Consider the following 19,167-nt stretch of genomic DNA (forward strand, 5'->3'; position numbering starts at 1 on the left):
GCCGCAGGTTGCGCCTGATTCTCCGGTATTGACTGAGCAATATTGATCAGCCGCGCGCGTTCGCCTCTGGCAGTCTGGTTGCGGGAGACATTGGGAGACGCGCTCGAACGGCCGCTTCGCCCCGCCCGAAAGGCCGCGAGGCGGATCAAGCGTCGCTTCAGACCCGCTGTATCACGGGGCGTTCAGTCGTGGCGGCCGCCCGCGAACGACGCGTCGTGGCGTCGCGTGCCGTGCGGCGACGTCAAAGCTTGGATGACGACCATGCCGGGGAGCTGATCATGATCGCGAATTCCATCTTGCGACGTTTGACGCTTCACCTGAAGGAGACTCGGATGTTGATCGATGTCAGAACCGATGGAAACGTCGAGGACGGCGAGCAGCTGTCGCAGGACGTGAAGGCGTCGCTTCATGCGGTGCTCCATCGCTACGAGGATCAGGTCAGGCGGATCGACGTGCAGCTCAGCGACGCGGTGAGCCACAAGCCTAGTCACGACGACAAGAGCTGCAAGATCGAGGTGCACCGTGACGGCGGCGAGCCGATCGTCGCGGCGCATCAGGACAGCTTCATGGAGCAGGCCGTGCGTGGCGCGGTCCACAAGCTGAAGCGCGCGCTCGACCACGCCTTCGGCAAGGAGGCGGTGTCCGATCAGCTTCGGGATCATCGCTAGACGCGTGGCGGGACGGTTTGCCGGCAATGCCGCCGGTTGGGAGATCCGTGATGGATGTGCTTGCTGGCGAGATCATCGACATCGGGCCGCAGCCGCAGGCGTTCGACATCGAGCGGGCGACCCGGGACAATGCCAATTATCGGTCGGTCGCCTGGAGCGGGCGCTATCTGCAGGTGACGCTGATGTCGATTCCGGTCGGCGGCGACATCGGACTGGAGGCGCATCCGGAAACCGATCAGTTCCTGCGGCTCGATGCCGGCCGCGGCCGGGTGCAGATGGGATCGAGCGACGGCGTCCTGATCGCAAGGAACCAATGGTCCGACACGGAGATTGGTATCGAGACCGGGCTGGCCCCACTCCGGCGATGCCGCACAGGAAGGCCTTTCAATGAACAAGCGCAAATCAAATGGCTCCCACAAGGGGAACAGCGCGAAACCCGTCGTGGCGAAGCCGGTATCAATGCCCAAACACGCCGACGCGACAGCGAGGCAGAAGCGCGCTCGCGTGCTAACCGAGTTCGTAAGCTCGGACGCAGACGAACTGCAGGCAGTTCCGGAGACCGAAACGAGGCTCCCGGGACGACCAGCCCAGGAGACGGAAACGATCCTGCCGCTGCTCCCGCCTCTTGAGCCCGAACCCGGGCCGGCGCGCCTGCCGCCTCTCAGCGAGCTGAAGCCCGATGCCGTTCAGCCGGTCGGCGCTGGGACGGACTCGCACGAAGCCCAGCCAACCCCGATCGCTGAAGCCAGGGCGGCCGATCCCTCGCCCGTGGCGGGCGGACCGCCGCCGGCGCTCGCCGGCATGGAGGCCTGCCAGACCCTGCTTATGGAGATGACGCGAGACAATCTCGATTTGGCGGCCAGCCTCGCCACGATGCGCTCGCCTCTCAGCATGTTCGGCGTCGCGACCACGTTTGCCGGCAGACAGATCGACATCTACCGCAGGTTCACGAAGGCCGTCGTCGAGATCGCCGCCGGGCCTGCCAAAGCGCGATAACTCGAACGTGGTGATTCCAACCAACCCGGGCCCGGCTCAGGTGCACTGAGACAACGCGAAGAACAACGCCCTTCGTGCCGGACCTATTGCAGCCGTACCGGCAGATTGAGTGGGCCGCGGAAGCCGAATCCGTGCCACCGCACGCTCGCGGGATCGGGCAGCGTCATCTTCGGGAAGCGCTCGAACAGCATCGGCAGCAGGATGGCGCCGACGGTGCGGCGGGAGAGGTGGGCGCCGGCGCAGTGGTGGGGGCCGTTGCCGAAGGCCTGGTGGGGGTTGGGGTCGCGCAGGGCGTTGTAGTGCTCGCCGTCGGTGAACAGCTCCTCGTCGCGGTTGGCGGAGGCCTGGATGGTCATCACGGTGTCGCCCTTCGGGATCAGGCAGCCGCGGATCTCGGTGTCCTCCATCACCAGGCGTGAGCTCGCCTGGATCGGCGCCACCCAGCGCACGCCTTCCTCGAAGGCGGAGCGCCATTTGTCCTGCGCTTTGACGGCTTCGAGCTGCTCCGGGTTGGTGAGCAGGCCGTAGAGGATCGTCAGCAGCGCGTCGCGCGGCTCGTTGATGCCGCCGCCGATCGCGATCTTGATGTTGGCGATGATCTGGCTCTCGGGGATCGGGTTCTTCGCGTTGACCATGAATGACAGCGCGGAGGAATCCGGCGCGGCGCGCACGCGCGCCATGTTGGCGCGGATGCAGCGGTCCATCTCGGCGTTGGCGATATCGGACGCGTCGAATGGCCCCGGCGTCCAGCCGAAATTGCCGGCGCCGTCGATCAGGGCCTGCGACCAGCGCTGCATGTCTTCATCGCTGGCGTCGGGAATGCCCATGACATGGGCGAGGATGCGCGCGGCCAAGGGGCCGGCGAGGGCGGGGAACAGATCGACGATCTCGCCGCGCGGCAGGCGGTCGAGATAATCAGTAGCGAATTTGGTGTAGAGCGGCTCCCAGACGGCTTCGATCGTCTTCGGCATCAGGGCCGGCATCATCGCCATCCGCTCGGCGCGGTGCTCGTCGTGGTCCTTGCGCATCAGGGTATGCGCGAGGAAGGCGCGCTTCATCGGCGTGTTCGGATCGTCGGACGAGAACAGCGCCGCATTGTCCTTCACATATTTCGTGTCGGCCGCCTTGGTGAGGAACGTCCGGCCCACTGACTTGACCCGCAACACCGGCGCCTCGCGGCGCAGGCGCCGGTAGATCGGATAGGGATCGCGCGTCAGCTCCGCGATGGTGATGGTCTCGTCCAGGGGAGCCAGGGTCTGAGCCGGGGTCGCGGTCGGCATGGGGCGCTCCTGTGGGATGCGGGCCAGCGCGTGTCGTGCCTCGAGGATAGTGGCCGGGACGGACCCGTGCAATCCTGGTCCGATGCATTGGCCGGGACGAGCGTCCGTGCTGAACGAATTCTGACCTCGCCTGTTCCGTTCCTTCAGCGATTCCGCGGGTTTGCGGTGACAGCGGAGGGCGACATTGCGCCCTTCAAGGCGTCAGCTCCGACGTCGTCGGCGCTCCACCGCCATTGCAGGACGCGGATGGATCGCGAGATCGTCGTTGCCAGTGACTCTGCGTAACGCGGTGCGACGTACGCTCCGCGGGGCGGCTGTGACGCGGCGTTCGGGCCGTGATTCCCGGTCAGTCCTGCGCCGCCGGCGAGGCCTCCTGCGGCCTGGTCAGCAGCGCTCCTTCGCGGCGCAGGTGTCCTGCGTCGAGAAGACTTCTGAGACTGCCCTGCACGGTCTCCCGCAGCTGGGCGCTGGTCGACCCGAAGCCGAACAAGCGGGCCACCGCCTGGATCAACTGGTCCTCCTCGGCACCGAAGTTCTGCTCGACAATCTGCATGATGGCCGCCTTGATCTCCTCCGGCGGCAGCATCTCGGGCTTGCGCAAGGACTGCGATTGCACGTCCTCGCGCGTACGGACGACGATCGCCTGTCCCGGCACGGCGTAGAACGGACCTCCGGCGATCTGTCCCCTCGCAACTGCCGATGTCAGCGCCGCTCTCACGGCATCGCGGATGCGGTTGCCGGCGCGGGCAAGGCCCCAGGCCGATCTGATCCGGACGATGATTTCCGATTCATGCACCGGCCCCTCGATGGCGACGATCTCGACGACATGCCGCGTCATGTCGGCAAGCGGCGTCTCGTGCGGCTCGATCTCCCGACGGACGCGCAGCTTCGCCTCTTCATAGGGGGCCACCGTCGGTGCCTGTGCGAGGATCTCCTGAGGGCGCTGCTCGGTCTGCTCCGGCGCCGGCACATCGGAGGTTGCCGGAGGCTCGGGTTGAGCTCGCGCAGTCCCTTGGTCGATGTCCCGCCAATGCGCCTTCGCAGCATCGATCGCGCGGAGGACTTTCTCGGTTTCCTCCTTGGGACGGAGAAACCAGTCGGTCGACCAGATACGATGCAGCACCCAGCCATGCGCTTCCAGCACATTCTGCCGAAGGCGGTCGCGGTCTCGCGCCGAACGAGACGCATGGTACTGGGCGCCGTCGCATTCGATTCCGAGCAGGAAGCGGCCCGGCTTGTCGGGATCGACGACGGCGAGGTCGACGAAGAATCCGGCGGTGCCGATCTGGGTCTTCACGTCGTGGCCGAGCGCCCGCAGCCTTGCGGCGACCTGCTCCTCGAACACCGAGTCGGGATCGCGCCCGGTCTCCTGCGCGATGCCGAGCTGCCCCATCTGCGCGAAGGTCAGGAACGTCTTCAGCGCCGCGATGCCGCGGCCCTTGGCGCGCGACAGGTCGATGTCGTCGCCGGTGATCGACGAGAACACCTCGCATCGGAGCTTGGCGCGCGAGATCAGCACGTTCAGCCGGCGCTCGCCTCCGTCGGAGTTGAGGGGGCCGAAGCTCATCGAGACGAAGCCTTCCTTGGTTCGCCCATAGCCGATGGAGATGAAGATGACGTCGCGTTCGTCGCCCTGGATGTTCTCGAGGTTCTTCACGAAGAACGGCTCGCTGGCTCCGCGGACGAAGAAGCTCTCCGTTGCCGGGTTTTCCTTGCGCAGGATTTCGAGCTGATCCTGGATCGCCTGGCGCTGCGCCACCGAGAAGGTCGCGACGCCAAGGCTTCGGTCCGGCGTCTCGCGCGCATGGCGCATGACGGCCTCGGCGACGAGCCGCGCTTCCCTGGGGTTGGTCCGGCTGCTGCCGCGTTCGTAGTGCGCATCGGGGTTGTAGTTGAACTTCAACCCCATTCCCGCGACGGCATCGTACGGGCTCGGCACGATGAACAGCCGGTTGTCGTAGAACTGCTTGTTGGAAACGGCGATCAGCGACTGGTGTTTGCTGCGATAGTGCCAGTTCAGCATCCGATGCGACAGGCCCTTGGCAAGGCAGAGGTCGAGAATGCTCTCGGCGTCCTTGACCTGGAAGGTCGGCTGATCCTCGTCGTCATTGTCCTCGTCGTCGTTACCTGTCAGCTTCGCGAAGAAGCGCGTCGGCGGCAGCTGCCGCTCGTCACCGACGACCACGATCTGCCGGCAGCGCGCGACCGCGCCGAGCGCGTCGACCGGCTCGATCTGCGAGGCCTCGTCGACTACCAGAAGATCGAAGGCGATCGCGCCAGGCTTGAGGAACTGTGCCACCGACAGAGGGCTCATCAGGAAGATCGGCTTGATCTGCTGAATGACCGGACCTGCCCGTTCCAGGAGCTGGCGGATGGGCAGGTGATTGCGCTTCTTGGCAAGCTCGCCGTTCAGCACGCCGAGCGGACCGATGCCGCCGGCGTTGCGCGGCAGGGCCGCGGCATGCTCGTGGGCGATCTGATCGCGGGCCAGTTGCATCCGCGCGACGTCGAGCCTGCGGAAGCCGTCGACCAGCCGATCGTGCGATTCGCCGTCGAAACGTTTCAGTTCAGGATGATCAGCGAAGATCACGCTGCGCATGGCGTCGTAATAGGACCGGTCGAAGGCGGCTTCGAGCGCTTCGCCCGGCAAGGAGCCGTCGAGCGTGCGGTCGACCAGCGCGGCGAGGCCTTGCGCGCGCGCAAGGCGGACCCGGCCCATGAACGCGATCCAGCGGGTGAGGCGCTCGGTCGCGTTCTGCCACTCCGACAAAGTCTGCGACAGGCCGTCCAACCGGATCTGGTCGCCGGCCTCGAGCGGGATGCGGGCAGGCTCCAGCTGGAGAGAGTCGATCAGCCTGCCGAGGCCGGACCTCAGACTTGCGAGGTCGTGGTTGAGCTGTTCGATCGATTGCCGATCATCGGCCGACAAGGCCAGCTGCGTCAGCCGCTGGCGCGTTTCGTCGTTTGCGAACGGCTTGGGGAATGCACTCCACCAGGTCGCCAATCTGGACAACGCATCCCAGTCCGACCGTTCCTTCTGCCACGCCGTTCCGAATGCGGTGCTGCCGGCGGCTTCGACCTCCTCGAAGGACCGGCGAGCGGCTTGCGCCGCGATGAGGCCGTCGATCAGCAGAAGCCGCTGCTCGAGCGTTTTCGGCATCGGCACCTTCAGGTACGAGGCCAGCAGCGCCACCTGTTGGCGATAACGCGGGCTGAGCAGGCGCAGCCAGGAGCGGCCCTTCTCGGCGATGACCTTGCGGCAATCGGCGATCGGTGCATCCCAGGCGGCCTCGACGAAGGCGCTCTCGAAGGCCGTCCTCAGTTTCGCGTAGCGCAGCCCCTTGTCGACGATGTCCGTGATGAGTCCGGCCTGGTTCCAGACGGCCTCGCGGAAGGCAGTCCGATCGCACTCCGGCATCGCGGCCGCGGCCTCCGCAAAGGCGAGTATCCCCGCGGCGTCGGCCAAGGTGGCCGGCGGCGGGAGATCGAGCAGCGTGCCGAGGCGGGCCGCGCCTGAGGATGCGCTGCCGACAACGTTCGAAATGTCGTCGAGCGATTTTCGCAGCTCTGTCATCTCGGCTGGATCCAGCGCGTCGCGGCCGACGCCGCGCCAGGGATGCAGGTGCGGCGCGCCGTCGGCTGCAATTCGTTCGGCGAGCTCGGCGATCAGCTCACGCCGCCGCTCCAGATCCAGGGGAGACCAGGAGGGCGCGCCCTGCAACGGGTAGGGCGGCTGCGCGGAGATGTCCCCGCAGCGCACGAGGTGACCGAGCAACCTGAATGGCGTCAGCTCGCTCGGCTGGTGCGGCTGGTGCATCATGTCCGCATGCCGGTTGAGGCCGTCACGGCTGTCAGTCAGGCGCTGGACCAGGGTGGCTTCGCCGCGCGGGACCGGAACCTCAGCCGATTTGCAGCGTTTCAGCTCTTCGAGCAGAACGCGCTTGTTGGCCTTGTTGGAGTGCAGCTCCAGCGCGAGCGCGCCGAGACCGACATGCTTCAGCCGCCGGTGGACGACCTCGAGCGCCGCCATCTTCTCGGCCACGAACAGCACCGTTTTCCCCTCGGCGGCCGCCGACGCGATGATGTTGGTGATGGTCTGCGATTTGCCGGTCCCAGGCGGTCCCTTGACGACGAGGTCGCGTCCACGGACCACTTCCTCGATCACCACGGCCTGCGATGAATCGGCATCGACGACATGGTTCACCGCCACCGGCTGGATGACGGAATCGATCTTGCCGTCGTCGGCCACGATCGGCTCCGCGCCCTCGAAGCCGTCCTGAAGCAGCGCTGCGATCAGGGGATGACGATCAAGGCTGCCATCTGCGGGCCAGTTGTCAGGGTCCAGATCGCGATACATCAGGAACTTGGAGAACGAGAAGAAGCCGAGGACGATCGCGTCCGCCCTGACCTCCCACCGCTGTTTGTTGGCGACCGTCTCCGCGACGCCGGCGAGATAGGTCGCGATGTCGACGTCGTCCTCGTCGCCAAAATCCTCGATCTTGAGTCCGAACTCGGCGTCGAGCTTGGCCTGGAGCGAGAGGTTCGGCGACGGCGGCTCAGCGCGCGAGACCAGGTGAAACCGATCGGCGGCGCTGCTGCGTTCCAGACGGACGGGCAGCAGGACGAGCGGCGCGAAGCGCTCGACATCGGATTTGTCGTCCTCGAACCATTTCAGCAGCCCGAAGGCGAGATAGAGGATATTGACGCCCTGTTCTTCCTCGAGCGTTCGTGCGTCGTACCAGATATCCAGCAGGCGCTTCTGCAGCGCCTCCGATGACAGCCGGGTCCTGAGCCGGGTGTCCGGCTGCCGCGTCTGCGACTCCGAATCATCACCTTCCTGGTCCACCTTGGTGGTCGGCGTGTCGGATCGAGGTGCCGGCACGCTCAAGGGCAGGGTGCCTTCCGCCTCCGCCGTCTCTGCCTTCGTCGGAAGGAACGTGAAGCGCTTGCCTTCGCCGAGAAGCTCGAAGAGCGCAGCAGAGCGCGCGCCGACGATGTCGATGGTGCGGATGGTCTTGGTCTTGAGCGGGATGTGCACGAGCCGGTTGCGCGTGCCCAGATCGAGCAGCGCGCGCCGGTCCGCCAGCAATCGGTCTCGTACGGATGTGGTCGCCACGTGCAATCCTCCTGCGATTCGAGGATTGCAACCCGGAATGATCGCGGTCAAGCATCCGGCGCGGTGGAGAAGGGGTCAATGAGCGATGGTTCATCTTCCCCGTGAAGAGGTCTCATCTCCCAATCGAGGGAGACGAGACTCGTATGTTCCCAGGCCGCCTGTTCCTAGGCCGCTGCCTTATGCCGCGCCAGTTCCGCCTTGTAGAGCTCGAACTCCTCGGCGATGGCACGGGCGATCGACGGCCGCGCGCGCAGGCGCTCGTAGTACGCCTTCACGGCCGGCCATTTCGCGAGCTGGACCGGCGGCGTTGCCATGGTCCAGTTGATCACGGTGACGAGATACGCGTCGGCGACCGTGAAATGATCGAGCAGATAGTCGCGATCCCGCAGATGGTTCTCGAGATGATCGAGCCGCGACAGGTTCTTTTTCAGGACATGAGCCTTCATTTCCTCGGGCGCGGTCTTGTCGAGGATCGGAATGAACAGGCCCTTGTGCAGCTCGGTGCCGATGAAGCAGAGCCATTGATGCAGCCGGCTGCGGTCCATGCCGGGGCCGGTGCCGAGCTTGGCCTCGGGGAAGCGATCGGCGACATATTGCAGGATCGCGGCGTTCTCGGTCAGCAGGTCGCCGTCATCGGTGCGGAGCGTCGGGACGAGCCCGAGCGGGTTGACGGCGCGGAAATCGGAGCCGTCGTTGAGGACGATCTTGGTCTTGGGATCGACCTCGAGATAGTTCGCCTTCGCGCCGGCTTCGTAGAGCGCGATGCGGGTGGCGAGCGAGCAGGCGAGCGGCGAGAAATACAGGTCCATGGACGTCTCCCTCGGGCTCCGGACCGGAGCATTGGTTGATTTTTATACTGTCTCGCATAATATAAGCTCGGTCAAGGAATTTAGTGCGAAATGGTACAAAAAAAGAAAGGGCCGCCGCAAGGCGACCGTCCGATAGAAAAGGCGGGTGCCCCCGACCAGCCGAAGCGGCGCGGGAGGCCGCGGGCGTATGAGCCGGATGTCGCGCTCGGCAAGGCGCTCGACCTGTTCCGGTCGACCGGCTTCGCCGCGACCTCGCTCGACGATCTCAGCGCCGCCACCGGCATGAACCGGCCGAGCCTCTATGGCGCGTTCGGCGACAAGCGCGAGCTCTACATCAAGAGCTATCAGCGCTATCGCGACAATGCCCGCGCCCTCATGGGCGACGTCTTCAGTAACGATTGGCCGGTGCGACGGCAGCTCGAGCAGATCTTCGCCACGGCGCTCGACATCTATCTGTCGGGCGAGGAGGGACCGCGCGGCTGCTTCACGGTGATGACGGCGGGCTCGGAGGCTGTCGCCGACCCCGACATCCGCGCCATGGTGCAGAACGCGCTGACCGAGCTCGACAAGGCGTTTGCGCATTGCTTCCGCCGCGCCAAGGAAAAAGGCGAGCTGCCGGCCGACGCCGATCCCGTCGTGTTGGCGCGTCTGGCGTCGGCGACGATCCACTCGATCGCTGTCCGGGCGCGCGCGCGGGCGCCGCGTCAGGAGCTGGAGGCGATCGTCGCCGGCGCGATCGATGTGATGGTCGGCAACAAATAGCGGTTCAATATCCCCTGACGCGATCGACCAGATTGCGCAGCGCCCCGCCGGCCTCGAAGGTCGCGATCTGCTCGGCGACGTAGCGCGAGATCGCGTCGGCGTCGGTGTCGGCCGCATTGTGCGGCGTCAGCACCACCTTCGGGTGGCTCCAGAACGGGCTGTCGACCGGCAGCGGCTCCTGGCCGAACACGTCGAGCGAGACCGAACCAAGTGTGCCGTCGTCGAGGCAGGCGAGGATGTCGGCCTCGTTCTGCAGGCCGCCGCGCCCGGCATTGATCATGACGGGGGCGCCGAGCGGCGAGCTGCGCCGAAGCCTCGCGAACATCTTGCGATCGAGAATGCCGCGCGTGTCGGGCGTCAGCGGTAGCAGCGACACCAAAATGTCGGTCCGCGCCAGGAACGCATCCAGCTGCGCCGCACCGTGGAAGCACTCGATGCCGTCCGCCTGCTTTTCGCTGCGGCTCCAGCCGGCGACCTGGAAGCCGAGCCGCTTGAGCACTTCGGCCGCATCGATGCCGAGCGTACCCAGTCCGAGAATACCGACTCCGATCGCGGCCGCCGGCCATTGATACTTGGGCGCCCAGCGCTTCACGCGCTGCGACTCGCGCAGATACAGCTCCTGCCGATGATGCATCAGCACGTGCAGCACGACATATTCGGTCATCCGCGCCGTAAGATCATCGACCGCGACCCGGACCAGCGGCACGCTCGGCAGCGTCTTGTCGGCCATCAGTGCGTCGACGCCCGCGCCGAGATTGAAGATCACGCGCAGGTTCGGGAAGCCGGCGAGCTCGCCGGGGACCGGCTTCCACACCGCGGCGTAGTGCACCTCCGCCGGATCGAGGCTCGCATCCGGCAGCAGCACCACCGGGCGGTCGCCGCAGACGTCGTCGAAACGCGCCTTCCAGCGCTGCGGCGACCAGTTATCGGTGCCGCCATGGATCAGGAGCGCCAGCGCGCCTTTGGTCATCGGGGGGTCCTCGAGCTTATGTGACGTGTTCCACATACCAGATCGCGCGCGCAGGCCAATCTCCAGCCATCAACACGGAGACATCGTCATGCGCAAATTGCTTCTCGCCGCCGCTTTCGTCATCGCATCCGCCTCGGTCCAGGCTCAGACCATCGATGTCGGGTCGATCCTGTCGGCCAACGGCATTTCCATTGGCAAGGGCGGCGGTCAGCCGCAGGCCGCCAGTCAACAGGGCGCCGCGGACGGCATGGCGCAAGGTGCGGGCGGCCAAGGTGCCGCAGGGCAAGGTCAGGGGCAGGGCCAAGGCCAGTCGCAGCGCCAGACGGGCCGAGCCAGGCAGCCGCGCGAGAGCGCGCAGGAGACGCGGGCGCGCAACATCGCGGCCAAGTACGGCATCTCTTGGTAGGCGGCTTGTTCCTGCAGGCGGAACCCGCGAAAATACTTCGTGGGTCTGTCGGCCGGAGGCATACTCCGCCGTCTTGAAGACGAATGGAGATGACTTCCGATGCTGTATGCGCTGCTCTGCTATCATGACGAGGATGTCGTCTGCGCCTGGAGCAAGGACCAGGATGCCGCGGTCATGGCCAAGCTTGCGGTCATCCAGGAGAAGCTCGCCAAGCAGGGGCGGCTCGGGCCGGTGGCGCGGCTGCTGCCGACCACGGCCGCGACGACGCTCCGGAAGGAGGATCCGCCGCTCGTCATCGACGGCCCCTATGCCGAGACCAAGGAGCAACTGCTCGGCTTCTATCTCGTCGACTGTGCCAATCTCGACGAGGCGCTCGAGGTCGCGCGCGAGCTCGGTGAGGCCAATCCAGGCGGCTCCTACGAGATCCGTCCCGTCGGCACGTTCAGGCCGGGTGGAGCGCTGGCATGACCGATACGGCCTGGATCGATGCAGCCCTGACATCAGCACGTCCCCAGGCCGTCGGCGCGCTGCTGCGCTATTTCCGCGACCTCGACACGGCGGAGGAGGCATTCCAGAACGCCTGCCTGCGCGCGCTGAAGAGCTGGCCCCAGAATGGGCCGCCGCGCGATCCCGCGGCGTGGCTGATCATGGTCGGACGCAACGCGGCCATCGATGACGTCCGCCGTGTCCGCCGCGAGCAGCCGCTGCCGGAGGACGAGGCGATCTCGGATCTCGACGACGCCGAGAGCGCGCTGGCCGACCGGCTCGACGGCTCGCATTATCGCGACGACATCCTCCGCCTGCTGTTCATCTGCTGCCACAAGGATCTGCCCGCGACGCAGCAGATCGCGCTGGCGCTGCGCGTGGTGTCCGGACTGACGGTGAAGCAGATCGCCCGGGCCTTCCTGGTCAGCGAGGCCGCCATGGAGCAGCGCATCACCCGCGCCAAGGCGCGCGTCGCGCAGGCGAACGTGCCGTTCGAGACCCCTGGCGCGGTCGAGCGGTCGGAGCGCCTGACCGCGGTCGCCGCCATGGTCTACCTGATCTTCAACGAGGGCTATTCGGCCAGCGGCGAGACCGCCGCGCAGCGCCAGCCGCTGTCCGAGGAGGCGATCCGGCTGGCGCGGTTGCTGCTGCGGCTGTTTCCGAGCGAGCCCGAAATCATGGGGCTGACGGCGCTGCTGCTGTTGCAGCACGCCCGCTCCGCCGCCCGCTTCGACGCCGAGGGATTGCCGATTCTTCTGGAGGATCAGGATCGCTCGCTGTGGAACCAGCCGATGATCGCGGAAGGCACAGCCCTGATCGACAAGGCGATGCGCCATCGCCGCAGCGGTCCGTACCAGATCCAGGCGGCGATCGCGGCGCTGCATTCACGCGCCGCGCGTCCGGAGGACACCGACTGGACGCAGATCGACCTGCTCTATGGCGCGCTGGAAGTGGTGCAGCCCTCGCCGGTGGTGACGCTCAACCGCGCCGTTGCGGTGTCCAAGGTCCGCGGCGCCGGGGCGGCGCTCGACCTGATCGGGCCGCTCGAAGGGCGGCTCGCCAACTATTTCTATTTCTTCGGCGTGCGCGGCGCGCTGCTGATGCAGCTCGGACGCGCCGACGAGGCACGGACCGCCTTCGACCGCGCCATCGCGCTGGCGCACAGCTCGGCGGAGGCCGCGCATATCCGCATGCAGCTCGATCGCCTGATGCGCGACAGCGCAACGGCTCAGGTCCAGGTCGGCCAGTGACATTCCGCTGAGATTCGATCCAAAATCTTGAACCGGGCTGTCGGCGGCACGCTCCTTCATTCGTCCTTGGAGCAGCATTACGGGGAGGAGCTGCAGATGACGACGATAACCTTGGAAGAACCGGTCTCGCGCGCCGAATTGTGGAGCGGCCGCATCCTGAGTGGGCTGGTGACCCTGTTCCTGCTGTTCGACGGCGCGATCAAGCTCGTCCCTCTGCCAGTCGTCACCCAGACGCTGGATCAGATGGGCTATGGCGCGAGTGACGGCACGGCCCGCGCGCTCGGTCTGATCACGATCGTCTGCACCGTGCTCTATGCGTTGCCGCCGACGTCGTTCGTCGGGGCGATCCTGCTGACAGGCTATCTCGGCGGCGCCATCGCTTCTCATGTCCGCATCGGCAGTCCGCTGTTCAGCCACGTCCTGTTCGGCCTCTATCTCGGGCTGATGCTGTGGGGCGGCTTGTGGCTGCGCGATCGCCGGCTGCGCGCGCTGCTGCCGCTGCCGCGCTGACGAATGATCTTTCAACCAAGGAGGATGACGATGATCTGTCCCTATCTGACGTTCAACGGCGATTGCGAGCAGGCGCTCAAGCACTACAGCGAGGTGCTCGGCGCCAAGATCGAGATGATGATGCGCAACGGCGAGGCGCCGCCGGAGATGCCGTGTGCGCCGGAGCACAAGGACAGGATCATGCATGTCCGCTTCTCGATCGGCGGCGGCGTCCTGATGGCCTCGGATTCGCCGCCCGAATATTATCAAGGCAAGCCGCACGGAATCTCGGTCTCGCTCCAGATCGCGGATCCGGCCGAGGCCGAGCGCAAGTTCAACGCGCTCCTCGAAGGCGGTGCCGTCACCATGCCGTTCGGCAAGACCTTCTGGTCGAAGGGCTTCGGCATGGGCGTCGATCGCTTCGGTATTCCGTGGATGATCAATTCCCCGGCGGAAGGCTACGCGGCGTGACGCCGCTAGCGGCACGAGGGGTACATCGCCTTGAGCTCGCGCCCGCGCAACAACAGAAGCCGCGACGTCAGGCCGCCGCGGCGCTCGATCCAGCCGCGCACCGGCGTGGGATAGGTCTGCAGCACCAGCTTGGAGGCTTCGGGTTCCGCATAAACGCGGCCGCGCCGGTCGACCGAGCGTGCGGCGTGGAAGCCGAGGGAGGCTCGCCGCGTCACGCAGATGCGGTCCTCGGGCACGACGCTGAGCACCAGCGTGCAGGCCGACAGGCAGGGACCGTCGATGATGACACGCTCCCCGGAGGCGCGCACCTTCTCGAACAGATCGAGGAACGGTCCCACCTCGCCGCCGGGCGAGGAGATGATGCGGACGTCGGCGCGCGCCAGCATCGTCGCGATCCCCCACAAGAGGACGGCGAGCAGCAAGGTCAGAATGATGCGCGTCCGGCTCGGCATCGTTTCAAGTGTTCCTGCGTTGGCCGCGCAAGGTCGGCAATCCGATTCCCGCGGCATCGAAGCCGCCATCGACGGCCAGGATCTGTCCGGTGATATAGCTGGAGCGTTCGGAGCTGAGAAACAAGATCGCCTCGGCGAGTTCGTCCTCGAGGCCGTAACGGTTGAGTGGAATGGCGTCGTGATAGTCGGCGCGGATCTCCGGCGTGTGCACGTCCTTGGCCATCGCGGTCTCCACCGGGCCCGGCGCCACCGCGTTGACGCGGATGCCGGCGGAAGCGAGCTCGACCGCGAGCTGCTTGGTCAGATGCGCCAGCGCCGCCTTGCTGGTGCCGTAGGCGGAGCGCAGCGTCGAGGCGCGGACGGCTGAAATCGAGGTGATGTTGACGATGGTGCCGCCGTGCTCGCGCATCAGCGGCACCGCGGCGCGCGTGCACAGAAACGGCCCGGTCAGGTTGACGTCGAGGATGCGTTGCCAGTCGGCTTCGCTGGTTTCCATGATCGGGGCGAAACGCGCCACGCCGGCATTGTTGACCAGTGCATCGAGACGACCGAAACGGCCGGCAATGCGCGCCAACGCATCGGCGACCATCGCCGCGTCCGCGACGTCGCAATGCAGCGCGAGCGTTCGATCGGGGGATTTGAGTGCCGATGTGGCGTCGTCGAGCAGCGTCTTCTCGATGTCGAGAAGCGCCACGCGCCAGCCCTCGTGCAGAAATCTCTTTGCCGTCGCCAGCCCGATGCCGCGTGCCGCCCCGGTGATCAGGGCGACCTTGTCAGTCAGCGTCGTCGTCGATGTTTCCGTCACGGCGGTCGACTCCTCGGGCCGGCAGCCCGGCTCTTCTCGTCGTTGAGTCCTAACATGCGCTGCGCGGATCGGCTGTGAAGGCCGTCACATCTGTCAGTGTACGTTCAATCCAGCTCCGCGCGATGCGTATAGCCAGCGAGTTTCGTGGGCGTTGTCAAACAGCCAGGGGTGGTAACGACGACGTCAATTCGCGTTCTCGCGGTGTCGAAGCACCCGAGTCATGCTCGCCCTGGCCTCCCTCTCGGGTCGGAGGGCGCAGGGAAGACCGGGAGCTTGCCCGCCCCATGGCCCCCGCGGGAAAAATGCACGGGGCAGGAACCACAGATTCGGCTGAGACATCCCGGCCCTCCCTGCGCGATGCCCGGGGACCGGCTGTTTTGCCCCCGTTTCCGCCACAATACGCTCCCGCATCGGACACGGCATCAGCATCGGGATGCCAGGGACCACATGATTTCGCCGTACGCGCCGCGTTGTTCGTCTGCGTGTCCTCATATGAGCATGATCTTGTCGGAAAGCTGTGGCGCAATAGCCGTCAACGGCCTCCGGTTCCGAATCATGCTCCACGCTGCAACATCGACGCGTTCACCGCATCCTGCTCCCCACGTTCGTGACGACCGCGAAACGTCCCTCTCGATCGGGAACAGGACGTGGCTAAAGGAGCATGAATTCCGGAAAGGCGAAAGAGGGATTTTTTACGGGAAGCACTGGACAAGGGTGATCGACTTGAAAGTCTTCAGGAAAAGAGCCGCCTCTCCAGGCGCGTTCCCCCGTGGAATTGGACAGTCCCGCCGTCGGCTGATTTGCTCGTCGTCGGGTGGCTCTCGGACGTGTCCGGGACGAATCTGAACCGGTGGCGTAGAGTTTAAGAGTCTCGGTAGAATCGACATGGGCGATCTATTCATCAGCCGGCGAATCACCCTCGTCAGAACCACGGAGCTGCACGCTTCGTCGCACGGGTCGAATGGTCTGTGGCGCGGGTGCGGCGCGCTGCTGTTGTCGTGCATTGTCCTCGGGCTCGCGGCGTCCGGCGCCGTCGGAGCGGATGGCAGCGTTGCTGCGAAACCGGCAGAGACCGAGCAGGCTGCGCACGATGTCGCGCCGCCGCAGCAGCCGCAGACGGCGGAGCCCGAGACGGTGGGGCGGCCGTCGGACGTGCAGACGCCGGCTCTGAAAGTGGTCGTTCCACCGACCGAGCCTGCGAAGCCGATCGCGGCCGAGCGCAAGGGCGACCCGCGGAGCGACGCCAAGACCACGAAGAATCTGTCGGTGCCTCAGCGCGCGCTGCCGGCCGACGTCGCGCAGATGATCGGCCGCAGGATCTGGCTCAACGAGGCCGGGGGACGGCGCGACGCGATCACGTCGTGGAATGCGGGTGAAGAATTCGCCTCGCTGGGAATCGGGCATTTCATCTGGTACCCGTCCACCGCGAAGCCGCCTTATGAAGAGGGTTTTCCGGGGCTGATCGCATTTCTGCGCAAGGGCAAGACGCCGTTGCCTGCATGGCTCGACAAGACGCCGATTCCGGCATGCCCGTGGACCAGCCGGGCCGACTTCAAGCGGAATTTCAACTCGCCGCAAATGCGGCAATTGCGGCAGTTCCTGCTCGACACGATTGCGGAGCAGACGCAGTTCCTGGTGGCGCGTGCGCAAGGCGCGATGGACAAGATCCTCGCCAACACGCCCGACAGCGCCGAACGCGAGCACATCGTCGCGCAATATTCGCGAGTCGTGCGCGCCTCCAACGATCTCTACCCGCTGATCGACTACATCAACTTCAAGGGCGAGGGCACCAATCCGTCCGAGACGGCCGTGGACAAGGAGACGGGCCAGCGCCAGGGCTGGGGTCTCAAGCAGGTGCTGCTCAAGATGAACGGCACCACCACCGAGTCCAAGGCCGTGCTCGCCGAATATTCCGACGCGGTGCAGGTCGTGCTGCAGCAGCGGGTTCGCAATCTGCCCTCGAACCGCGTGTGGGAGGCGGGCTGGCTGCGTCGCGCCGAGACCTATCGCCGTCCGATCGCGCAGCTCGAGCAGGCCCCCGAACGCGCCCCGCGCAAATCATCGCGCTACAGGGCCGACAACACGCGGTTCTGATGCGGGAAGCGGCGCGCACGATCCGTGCGCGTCGCGAGGCGTGCGATCATCGGCCGCCTGCCTCGGCCTTCTTGGCAGCGACGACCTTCTGGTAAGCTGCCTGCAGCCGCTCGCCGACGCTCGGTCCAGCCCTCCTGCGCCGTTTCGCGCCGAGATGGGTTTCGCGCAGCTCGTCCATGAATTCGGCCCACATCTTCGGGCCGCCTTCCATCAATAGCTTGGCGCGGATGCCGAGCTCCTCCGAGACGGGCAGATACTTGTAACCCCAGCCCGCCATCTGCGCGAGGATCGGCAACAGCTCGATGCCCTGCTCGGTCAGGGAATAGATGCCCTTCTGCTTGTGGCTCGGATCGTCCGCACGGCTGATGATGCCGGCCGCGAGCAGCGTCTTCAGCCGGTCGGCGAGAATGTTCGAGGAGATGCCCTCCTCCGAGCCGCCGAGCAGCTCGCGATAGTGCCGGCGATTTCCGAACATCATGTCGCGGATGATCAAGAGGCTCCATTTATCCCCCACCACTTCGAGCGACAGGTTGATCGGGCAGCGGGAGCGCTGAGGGTCGGACATCGAAGTCTCGTGAGCAGGGATCGCGCATAAACCGCTTGCAATATTGCACCGGTCTGGGCATTCTCCAACTGCTTGCAAAATGAAAGCAGTTAGGGAGAGGCAGTCGATGGCGAGGCTGGTGATGTGGAACATGATGACGCTGGACGGCATGGTTGCGGGCCCGAACGGCGACATCTCCTGGCACGAGGATGTGTGGGGCCCGGAGCTGGAGCAGATCTCCGAGACGCAACTGCACGAGGCGGGCGGATTGCTGTTCGGCCGGGTGACCTACGATCTGATGGCCGGCTATTGGCCGACCGAGAAGGGCGTGATCGCCGACGTCATGAACAGCATCCCCAAATATGTTGCCTCCCGCACGCTATCTCGCCTGGCATGGTCGAACGCGCATCTGCTGGGTCCGCAGCTCGCGGCCGAGGTCGACAAGCTCAAGCAGGAGAATGCCAAGGACCTGTTCCTGTTCGGCAGCGCCGACCTCGGCTCGACGCTCGTGGCACACGACCTGATCGATGAGCTTCGAATCGCGATCAATCCGCGCGTGCTTGGCGCCGGACGGCCGCTGTTCAAGCCGGGGCAGGCCTTGAAGCTCAGCCTGATCGACAGCCGGGCGCTGTCCAACGGCGTTGTCATCGCGCGCTATGCCCCCGTTCGGGGCGTGTGAGCCCATATCTCGCGGCGCGCTCCGGGTTCCGGGGGCAGCGCAGGTCTTTCCACTCACACCACCCGTGCCTCTAGCGCCTCAGCTCAACCCTCTCCCCGTGAACAACGGTCCGTGGGAGCGCACCGCCCTGCGGCCGCGCGTTCGGGACCAAACGACTTGTTCTCACTCAACTCAGCAGGAGCGTACGATGTCCCTGACCCTTTACTATCATCCGCTGTCGTCGTTCTGCTGGAAGGTGCTGATCGCGCTGTATGAGAACGACGTTTCGTTCACGCCGAAGCTGATCAATCTCGGGGACGCGGATGAGCGCGCGGCGTTCTTGAAGCTGTGGCCGGTCGGTAAATTTCCCGTGCTGCGCGATGAGCAGCGCACGATTCCGGAATCGAGCATCATCATCGAGTATCTCGACCAGCACTATGCGGGCAGGACGCGCTTCATTCCCGATGATCCCGATCTCGCCTTGCGGACACGTCTACGCGATCGCTTTCTCGACCTCTATCTGCACATGCCGACGCAGACCGTCGTGTTCGACCGGCTGCGGCCGGCCGATGCCCGCGATCCGCTCGGCGTCGCCGACGCTCGAAGCCGGCTGCGCACGTCCTACGCCATGCTCGAGGCCGAGCTGCCGCCGCGTGGCTGGGCGATGGGCGACCCTTTCACCCTGGCGGATTGCGCGGCCTTGCCGGCGCTGTTCTACGCCGACAGAGTGGAGCCGCTGGGTGATGGGCTGCCTGGGGTCACTGCCTATCTCGACCGGCTCAAGACGCGGCCCTCCGTCGCGCGGGTGCTCGCCGAGGCCGAGCCTTATTTCCACATGTTCCCGCAAGAGCCGGGCTGAACCGGGAACCCGGCCAAAATAATTGCGGGAGCGTGTCGGCCGTACCGGGGCC

Annotated in this window: 19 protein-coding genes; 12 read left to right on the top strand and 7 right to left on the bottom strand. The window is 65.8% G+C overall.

Annotated features, from left to right (window positions below):
• The first annotated feature begins 332 nt into the window (after positions 1 to 332).
• From QW863_RS29265 to QW863_RS29275, 3 genes are all read left to right on the top strand, one after another.
• On the top strand, positions 333 to 668 hold the full coding sequence (locus QW863_RS29265; protein WP_315717609.1) for an HPF/RaiA family ribosome-associated protein: 336 nt from the start codon (positions 333 to 335) through the stop codon (positions 666 to 668).
• A 50-nt stretch (positions 669 to 718) separates the two neighbouring features.
• A complete protein-coding gene (locus QW863_RS29270) occupies positions 719 to 1,297 on the top strand; it encodes a hypothetical protein (protein ID WP_315717608.1) in 579 nt (192 codons plus the stop codon).
• Between the two features lie 139 nt (positions 1,298 to 1,436).
• Positions 1,437 to 1,664 (top strand): hypothetical protein, encoded by a 228-nt coding sequence (locus QW863_RS29275; RefSeq protein WP_315717607.1) that lies wholly within the window; start codon positions 1,437 to 1,439, stop codon positions 1,662 to 1,664.
• An 83-nt stretch (positions 1,665 to 1,747) separates the two neighbouring features.
• On the opposite strand, the gene QW863_RS29280 is transcribed toward QW863_RS29275, so the two are convergent.
• From QW863_RS29280 to QW863_RS29290, 3 genes are all read right to left on the bottom strand, one after another.
• The gene (locus QW863_RS29280) at positions 1,748 to 2,944 is read right to left on the bottom strand and encodes a cytochrome P450 (RefSeq protein ID WP_315717606.1); all 1,197 of its coding nucleotides are present in this window, start codon (positions 2,942 to 2,944) and stop codon (positions 1,748 to 1,750) included.
• Positions 2,945 to 3,290: 346 nt separating this feature from the next.
• Positions 3,291 to 8,060, bottom strand: coding sequence for a DUF3320 domain-containing protein (locus tag QW863_RS29285; RefSeq protein WP_315717605.1), 4,770 nt, complete (start codon positions 8,058 to 8,060; stop codon positions 3,291 to 3,293).
• Between the two features lie 164 nt (positions 8,061 to 8,224).
• The gene (locus tag QW863_RS29290; protein WP_315717604.1) at positions 8,225 to 8,869 is read right to left on the bottom strand and encodes a glutathione binding-like protein; all 645 of its coding nucleotides are present in this window, start codon (positions 8,867 to 8,869) and stop codon (positions 8,225 to 8,227) included.
• A gap of 90 nt (positions 8,870 to 8,959) precedes the next feature.
• On the opposite strand from QW863_RS29290, the gene QW863_RS29295 reads away from it, so the two are divergent.
• Positions 8,960 to 9,631 (top strand): TetR/AcrR family transcriptional regulator, encoded by a 672-nt coding sequence (locus QW863_RS29295; protein WP_315717603.1) that lies wholly within the window; start codon positions 8,960 to 8,962, stop codon positions 9,629 to 9,631.
• A gap of 4 nt (positions 9,632 to 9,635) precedes the next feature.
• On the opposite strand, the gene QW863_RS29300 is transcribed toward QW863_RS29295, so the two are convergent.
• Positions 9,636 to 10,601, bottom strand: coding sequence for a glyoxylate/hydroxypyruvate reductase A (locus tag QW863_RS29300; RefSeq protein WP_315717602.1), 966 nt, complete (start codon positions 10,599 to 10,601; stop codon positions 9,636 to 9,638).
• Positions 10,602 to 10,689: 88 nt separating this feature from the next.
• On the opposite strand from QW863_RS29300, the gene QW863_RS29305 reads away from it, so the two are divergent.
• The 5 genes from QW863_RS29305 to QW863_RS29325 all read left to right on the top strand — a co-directional run bounded on the left by QW863_RS29305 (position 10,690) and on the right by QW863_RS29325 (position 13,703).
• Positions 10,690 to 11,007 (top strand): hypothetical protein, encoded by a 318-nt coding sequence (locus tag QW863_RS29305; RefSeq protein ID WP_315717601.1) that lies wholly within the window; start codon positions 10,690 to 10,692, stop codon positions 11,005 to 11,007.
• Positions 11,008 to 11,106: 99 nt separating this feature from the next.
• Positions 11,107 to 11,475 carry a YciI family protein gene (locus tag QW863_RS29310; RefSeq protein WP_315717600.1) on the top strand — a complete coding sequence of 123 codons (369 nt, stop codon included), beginning with the start codon at positions 11,107 to 11,109 and terminating at the stop codon, positions 11,473 to 11,475.
• Complete coding sequence (locus tag QW863_RS29315; protein ID WP_315717599.1) at positions 11,472 to 12,743, top strand: RNA polymerase sigma factor; 1,272 nt, start codon at positions 11,472 to 11,474, stop codon at positions 12,741 to 12,743. The genes QW863_RS29310 and QW863_RS29315 overlap by 4 nt, the downstream gene beginning before the upstream one ends.
• 96 nt (positions 12,744 to 12,839) lie before the next feature.
• Complete coding sequence (locus QW863_RS29320; RefSeq protein WP_315717598.1) at positions 12,840 to 13,253, top strand: DoxX family protein; 414 nt, start codon at positions 12,840 to 12,842, stop codon at positions 13,251 to 13,253.
• A 30-nt stretch (positions 13,254 to 13,283) separates the two neighbouring features.
• Entirely contained in the window at positions 13,284 to 13,703 is a 420-nt protein-coding gene (locus QW863_RS29325; RefSeq protein ID WP_315717597.1) for a VOC family protein, read from the top strand.
• 5 nt (positions 13,704 to 13,708) lie between these two features.
• Here the strand turns inward: QW863_RS29325 and QW863_RS29330 are convergent, their stop codons facing one another.
• Together QW863_RS29330 and QW863_RS29335 are read right to left on the bottom strand one after the other, a co-directional pair.
• Positions 13,709 to 14,155: a hypothetical protein gene (locus QW863_RS29330; RefSeq protein ID WP_315717596.1), complete on the bottom strand. Its 447-nt coding sequence runs from the start codon at positions 14,153 to 14,155 to the stop codon at positions 13,709 to 13,711.
• 4 nt (positions 14,156 to 14,159) lie between these two features.
• Positions 14,160 to 14,960, bottom strand: coding sequence for an SDR family oxidoreductase (locus QW863_RS29335; protein ID WP_315717595.1), 801 nt, complete (start codon positions 14,958 to 14,960; stop codon positions 14,160 to 14,162).
• A gap of 885 nt (positions 14,961 to 15,845) precedes the next feature.
• On the opposite strand from QW863_RS29335, the gene QW863_RS29340 reads away from it, so the two are divergent.
• A complete protein-coding gene (locus QW863_RS29340; protein ID WP_315717594.1) occupies positions 15,846 to 17,054 on the top strand; it encodes a hypothetical protein in 1,209 nt (402 codons plus the stop codon).
• 46 nt (positions 17,055 to 17,100) lie between these two features.
• Here QW863_RS29340 and QW863_RS29345 read toward each other — a convergent pair whose 3' ends face one another.
• Entirely contained in the window at positions 17,101 to 17,619 is a 519-nt protein-coding gene (locus QW863_RS29345) for a helix-turn-helix domain-containing protein (RefSeq protein ID WP_315717593.1), read from the bottom strand.
• 106 nt (positions 17,620 to 17,725) lie between these two features.
• Here QW863_RS29345 and QW863_RS29350 point away from each other — a divergent pair, with 106 nt between their 5' ends.
• Both QW863_RS29350 and QW863_RS29355 read left to right on the top strand, forming a co-directional pair.
• Positions 17,726 to 18,277, top strand: coding sequence for a dihydrofolate reductase family protein (locus tag QW863_RS29350; RefSeq protein WP_315717591.1), 552 nt, complete (start codon positions 17,726 to 17,728; stop codon positions 18,275 to 18,277).
• Between the two features lie 187 nt (positions 18,278 to 18,464).
• On the top strand, positions 18,465 to 19,115 hold the full coding sequence (locus tag QW863_RS29355; RefSeq protein WP_315717590.1) for a glutathione S-transferase family protein: 651 nt from the start codon (positions 18,465 to 18,467) through the stop codon (positions 19,113 to 19,115).
• The last annotated feature ends 52 nt before the right edge of the window (positions 19,116 to 19,167 follow it).

The organism is Bradyrhizobium sp. SZCCHNR1017 (genome assembly GCF_032381375.1).
GTDB lineage: Bacteria > Pseudomonadota > Alphaproteobacteria > Rhizobiales > Xanthobacteraceae > Bradyrhizobium.

Coding starts and splice junctions, on each gene's coding strand:
- QW863_RS29265 (WP_315717609.1), top strand. CDS start 333: ATGTTGATCGATGTCAGAACCGATGGAAACGTCGAGGACGGCGAGCAG.
- QW863_RS29290 (WP_315717604.1), bottom strand. CDS start 8,869: ATGGACCTGTATTTCTCGCCGCTCGCCTGCTCGCTCGCCACCCGCATC.
- QW863_RS29270 (WP_315717608.1), top strand. CDS start 719: ATGGATGTGCTTGCTGGCGAGATCATCGACATCGGGCCGCAGCCGCAG.
- QW863_RS29325 (WP_315717597.1), top strand. CDS start 13,284: ATGATCTGTCCCTATCTGACGTTCAACGGCGATTGCGAGCAGGCGCTC.
- QW863_RS29280 (WP_315717606.1), bottom strand. CDS start 2,944: ATGCCGACCGCGACCCCGGCTCAGACCCTGGCTCCCCTGGACGAGACC.
- QW863_RS29315 (WP_315717599.1), top strand. CDS start 11,472: ATGACCGATACGGCCTGGATCGATGCAGCCCTGACATCAGCACGTCCC.
- QW863_RS29295 (WP_315717603.1), top strand. CDS start 8,960: ATGGTACAAAAAAAGAAAGGGCCGCCGCAAGGCGACCGTCCGATAGAA.
- QW863_RS29330 (WP_315717596.1), bottom strand. CDS start 14,155: ATGCCGAGCCGGACGCGCATCATTCTGACCTTGCTGCTCGCCGTCCTC.
- QW863_RS29345 (WP_315717593.1), bottom strand. CDS start 17,619: ATGTCCGACCCTCAGCGCTCCCGCTGCCCGATCAACCTGTCGCTCGAA.
- QW863_RS29305 (WP_315717601.1), top strand. CDS start 10,690: ATGCGCAAATTGCTTCTCGCCGCCGCTTTCGTCATCGCATCCGCCTCG.
- QW863_RS29320 (WP_315717598.1), top strand. CDS start 12,840: ATGACGACGATAACCTTGGAAGAACCGGTCTCGCGCGCCGAATTGTGG.
- QW863_RS29300 (WP_315717602.1), bottom strand. CDS start 10,601: ATGACCAAAGGCGCGCTGGCGCTCCTGATCCATGGCGGCACCGATAAC.
- QW863_RS29355 (WP_315717590.1), top strand. CDS start 18,465: ATGTCCCTGACCCTTTACTATCATCCGCTGTCGTCGTTCTGCTGGAAG.
- QW863_RS29350 (WP_315717591.1), top strand. CDS start 17,726: ATGGCGAGGCTGGTGATGTGGAACATGATGACGCTGGACGGCATGGTT.
- QW863_RS29340 (WP_315717594.1), top strand. CDS start 15,846: ATGGGCGATCTATTCATCAGCCGGCGAATCACCCTCGTCAGAACCACG.
- QW863_RS29310 (WP_315717600.1), top strand. CDS start 11,107: ATGCTGTATGCGCTGCTCTGCTATCATGACGAGGATGTCGTCTGCGCC.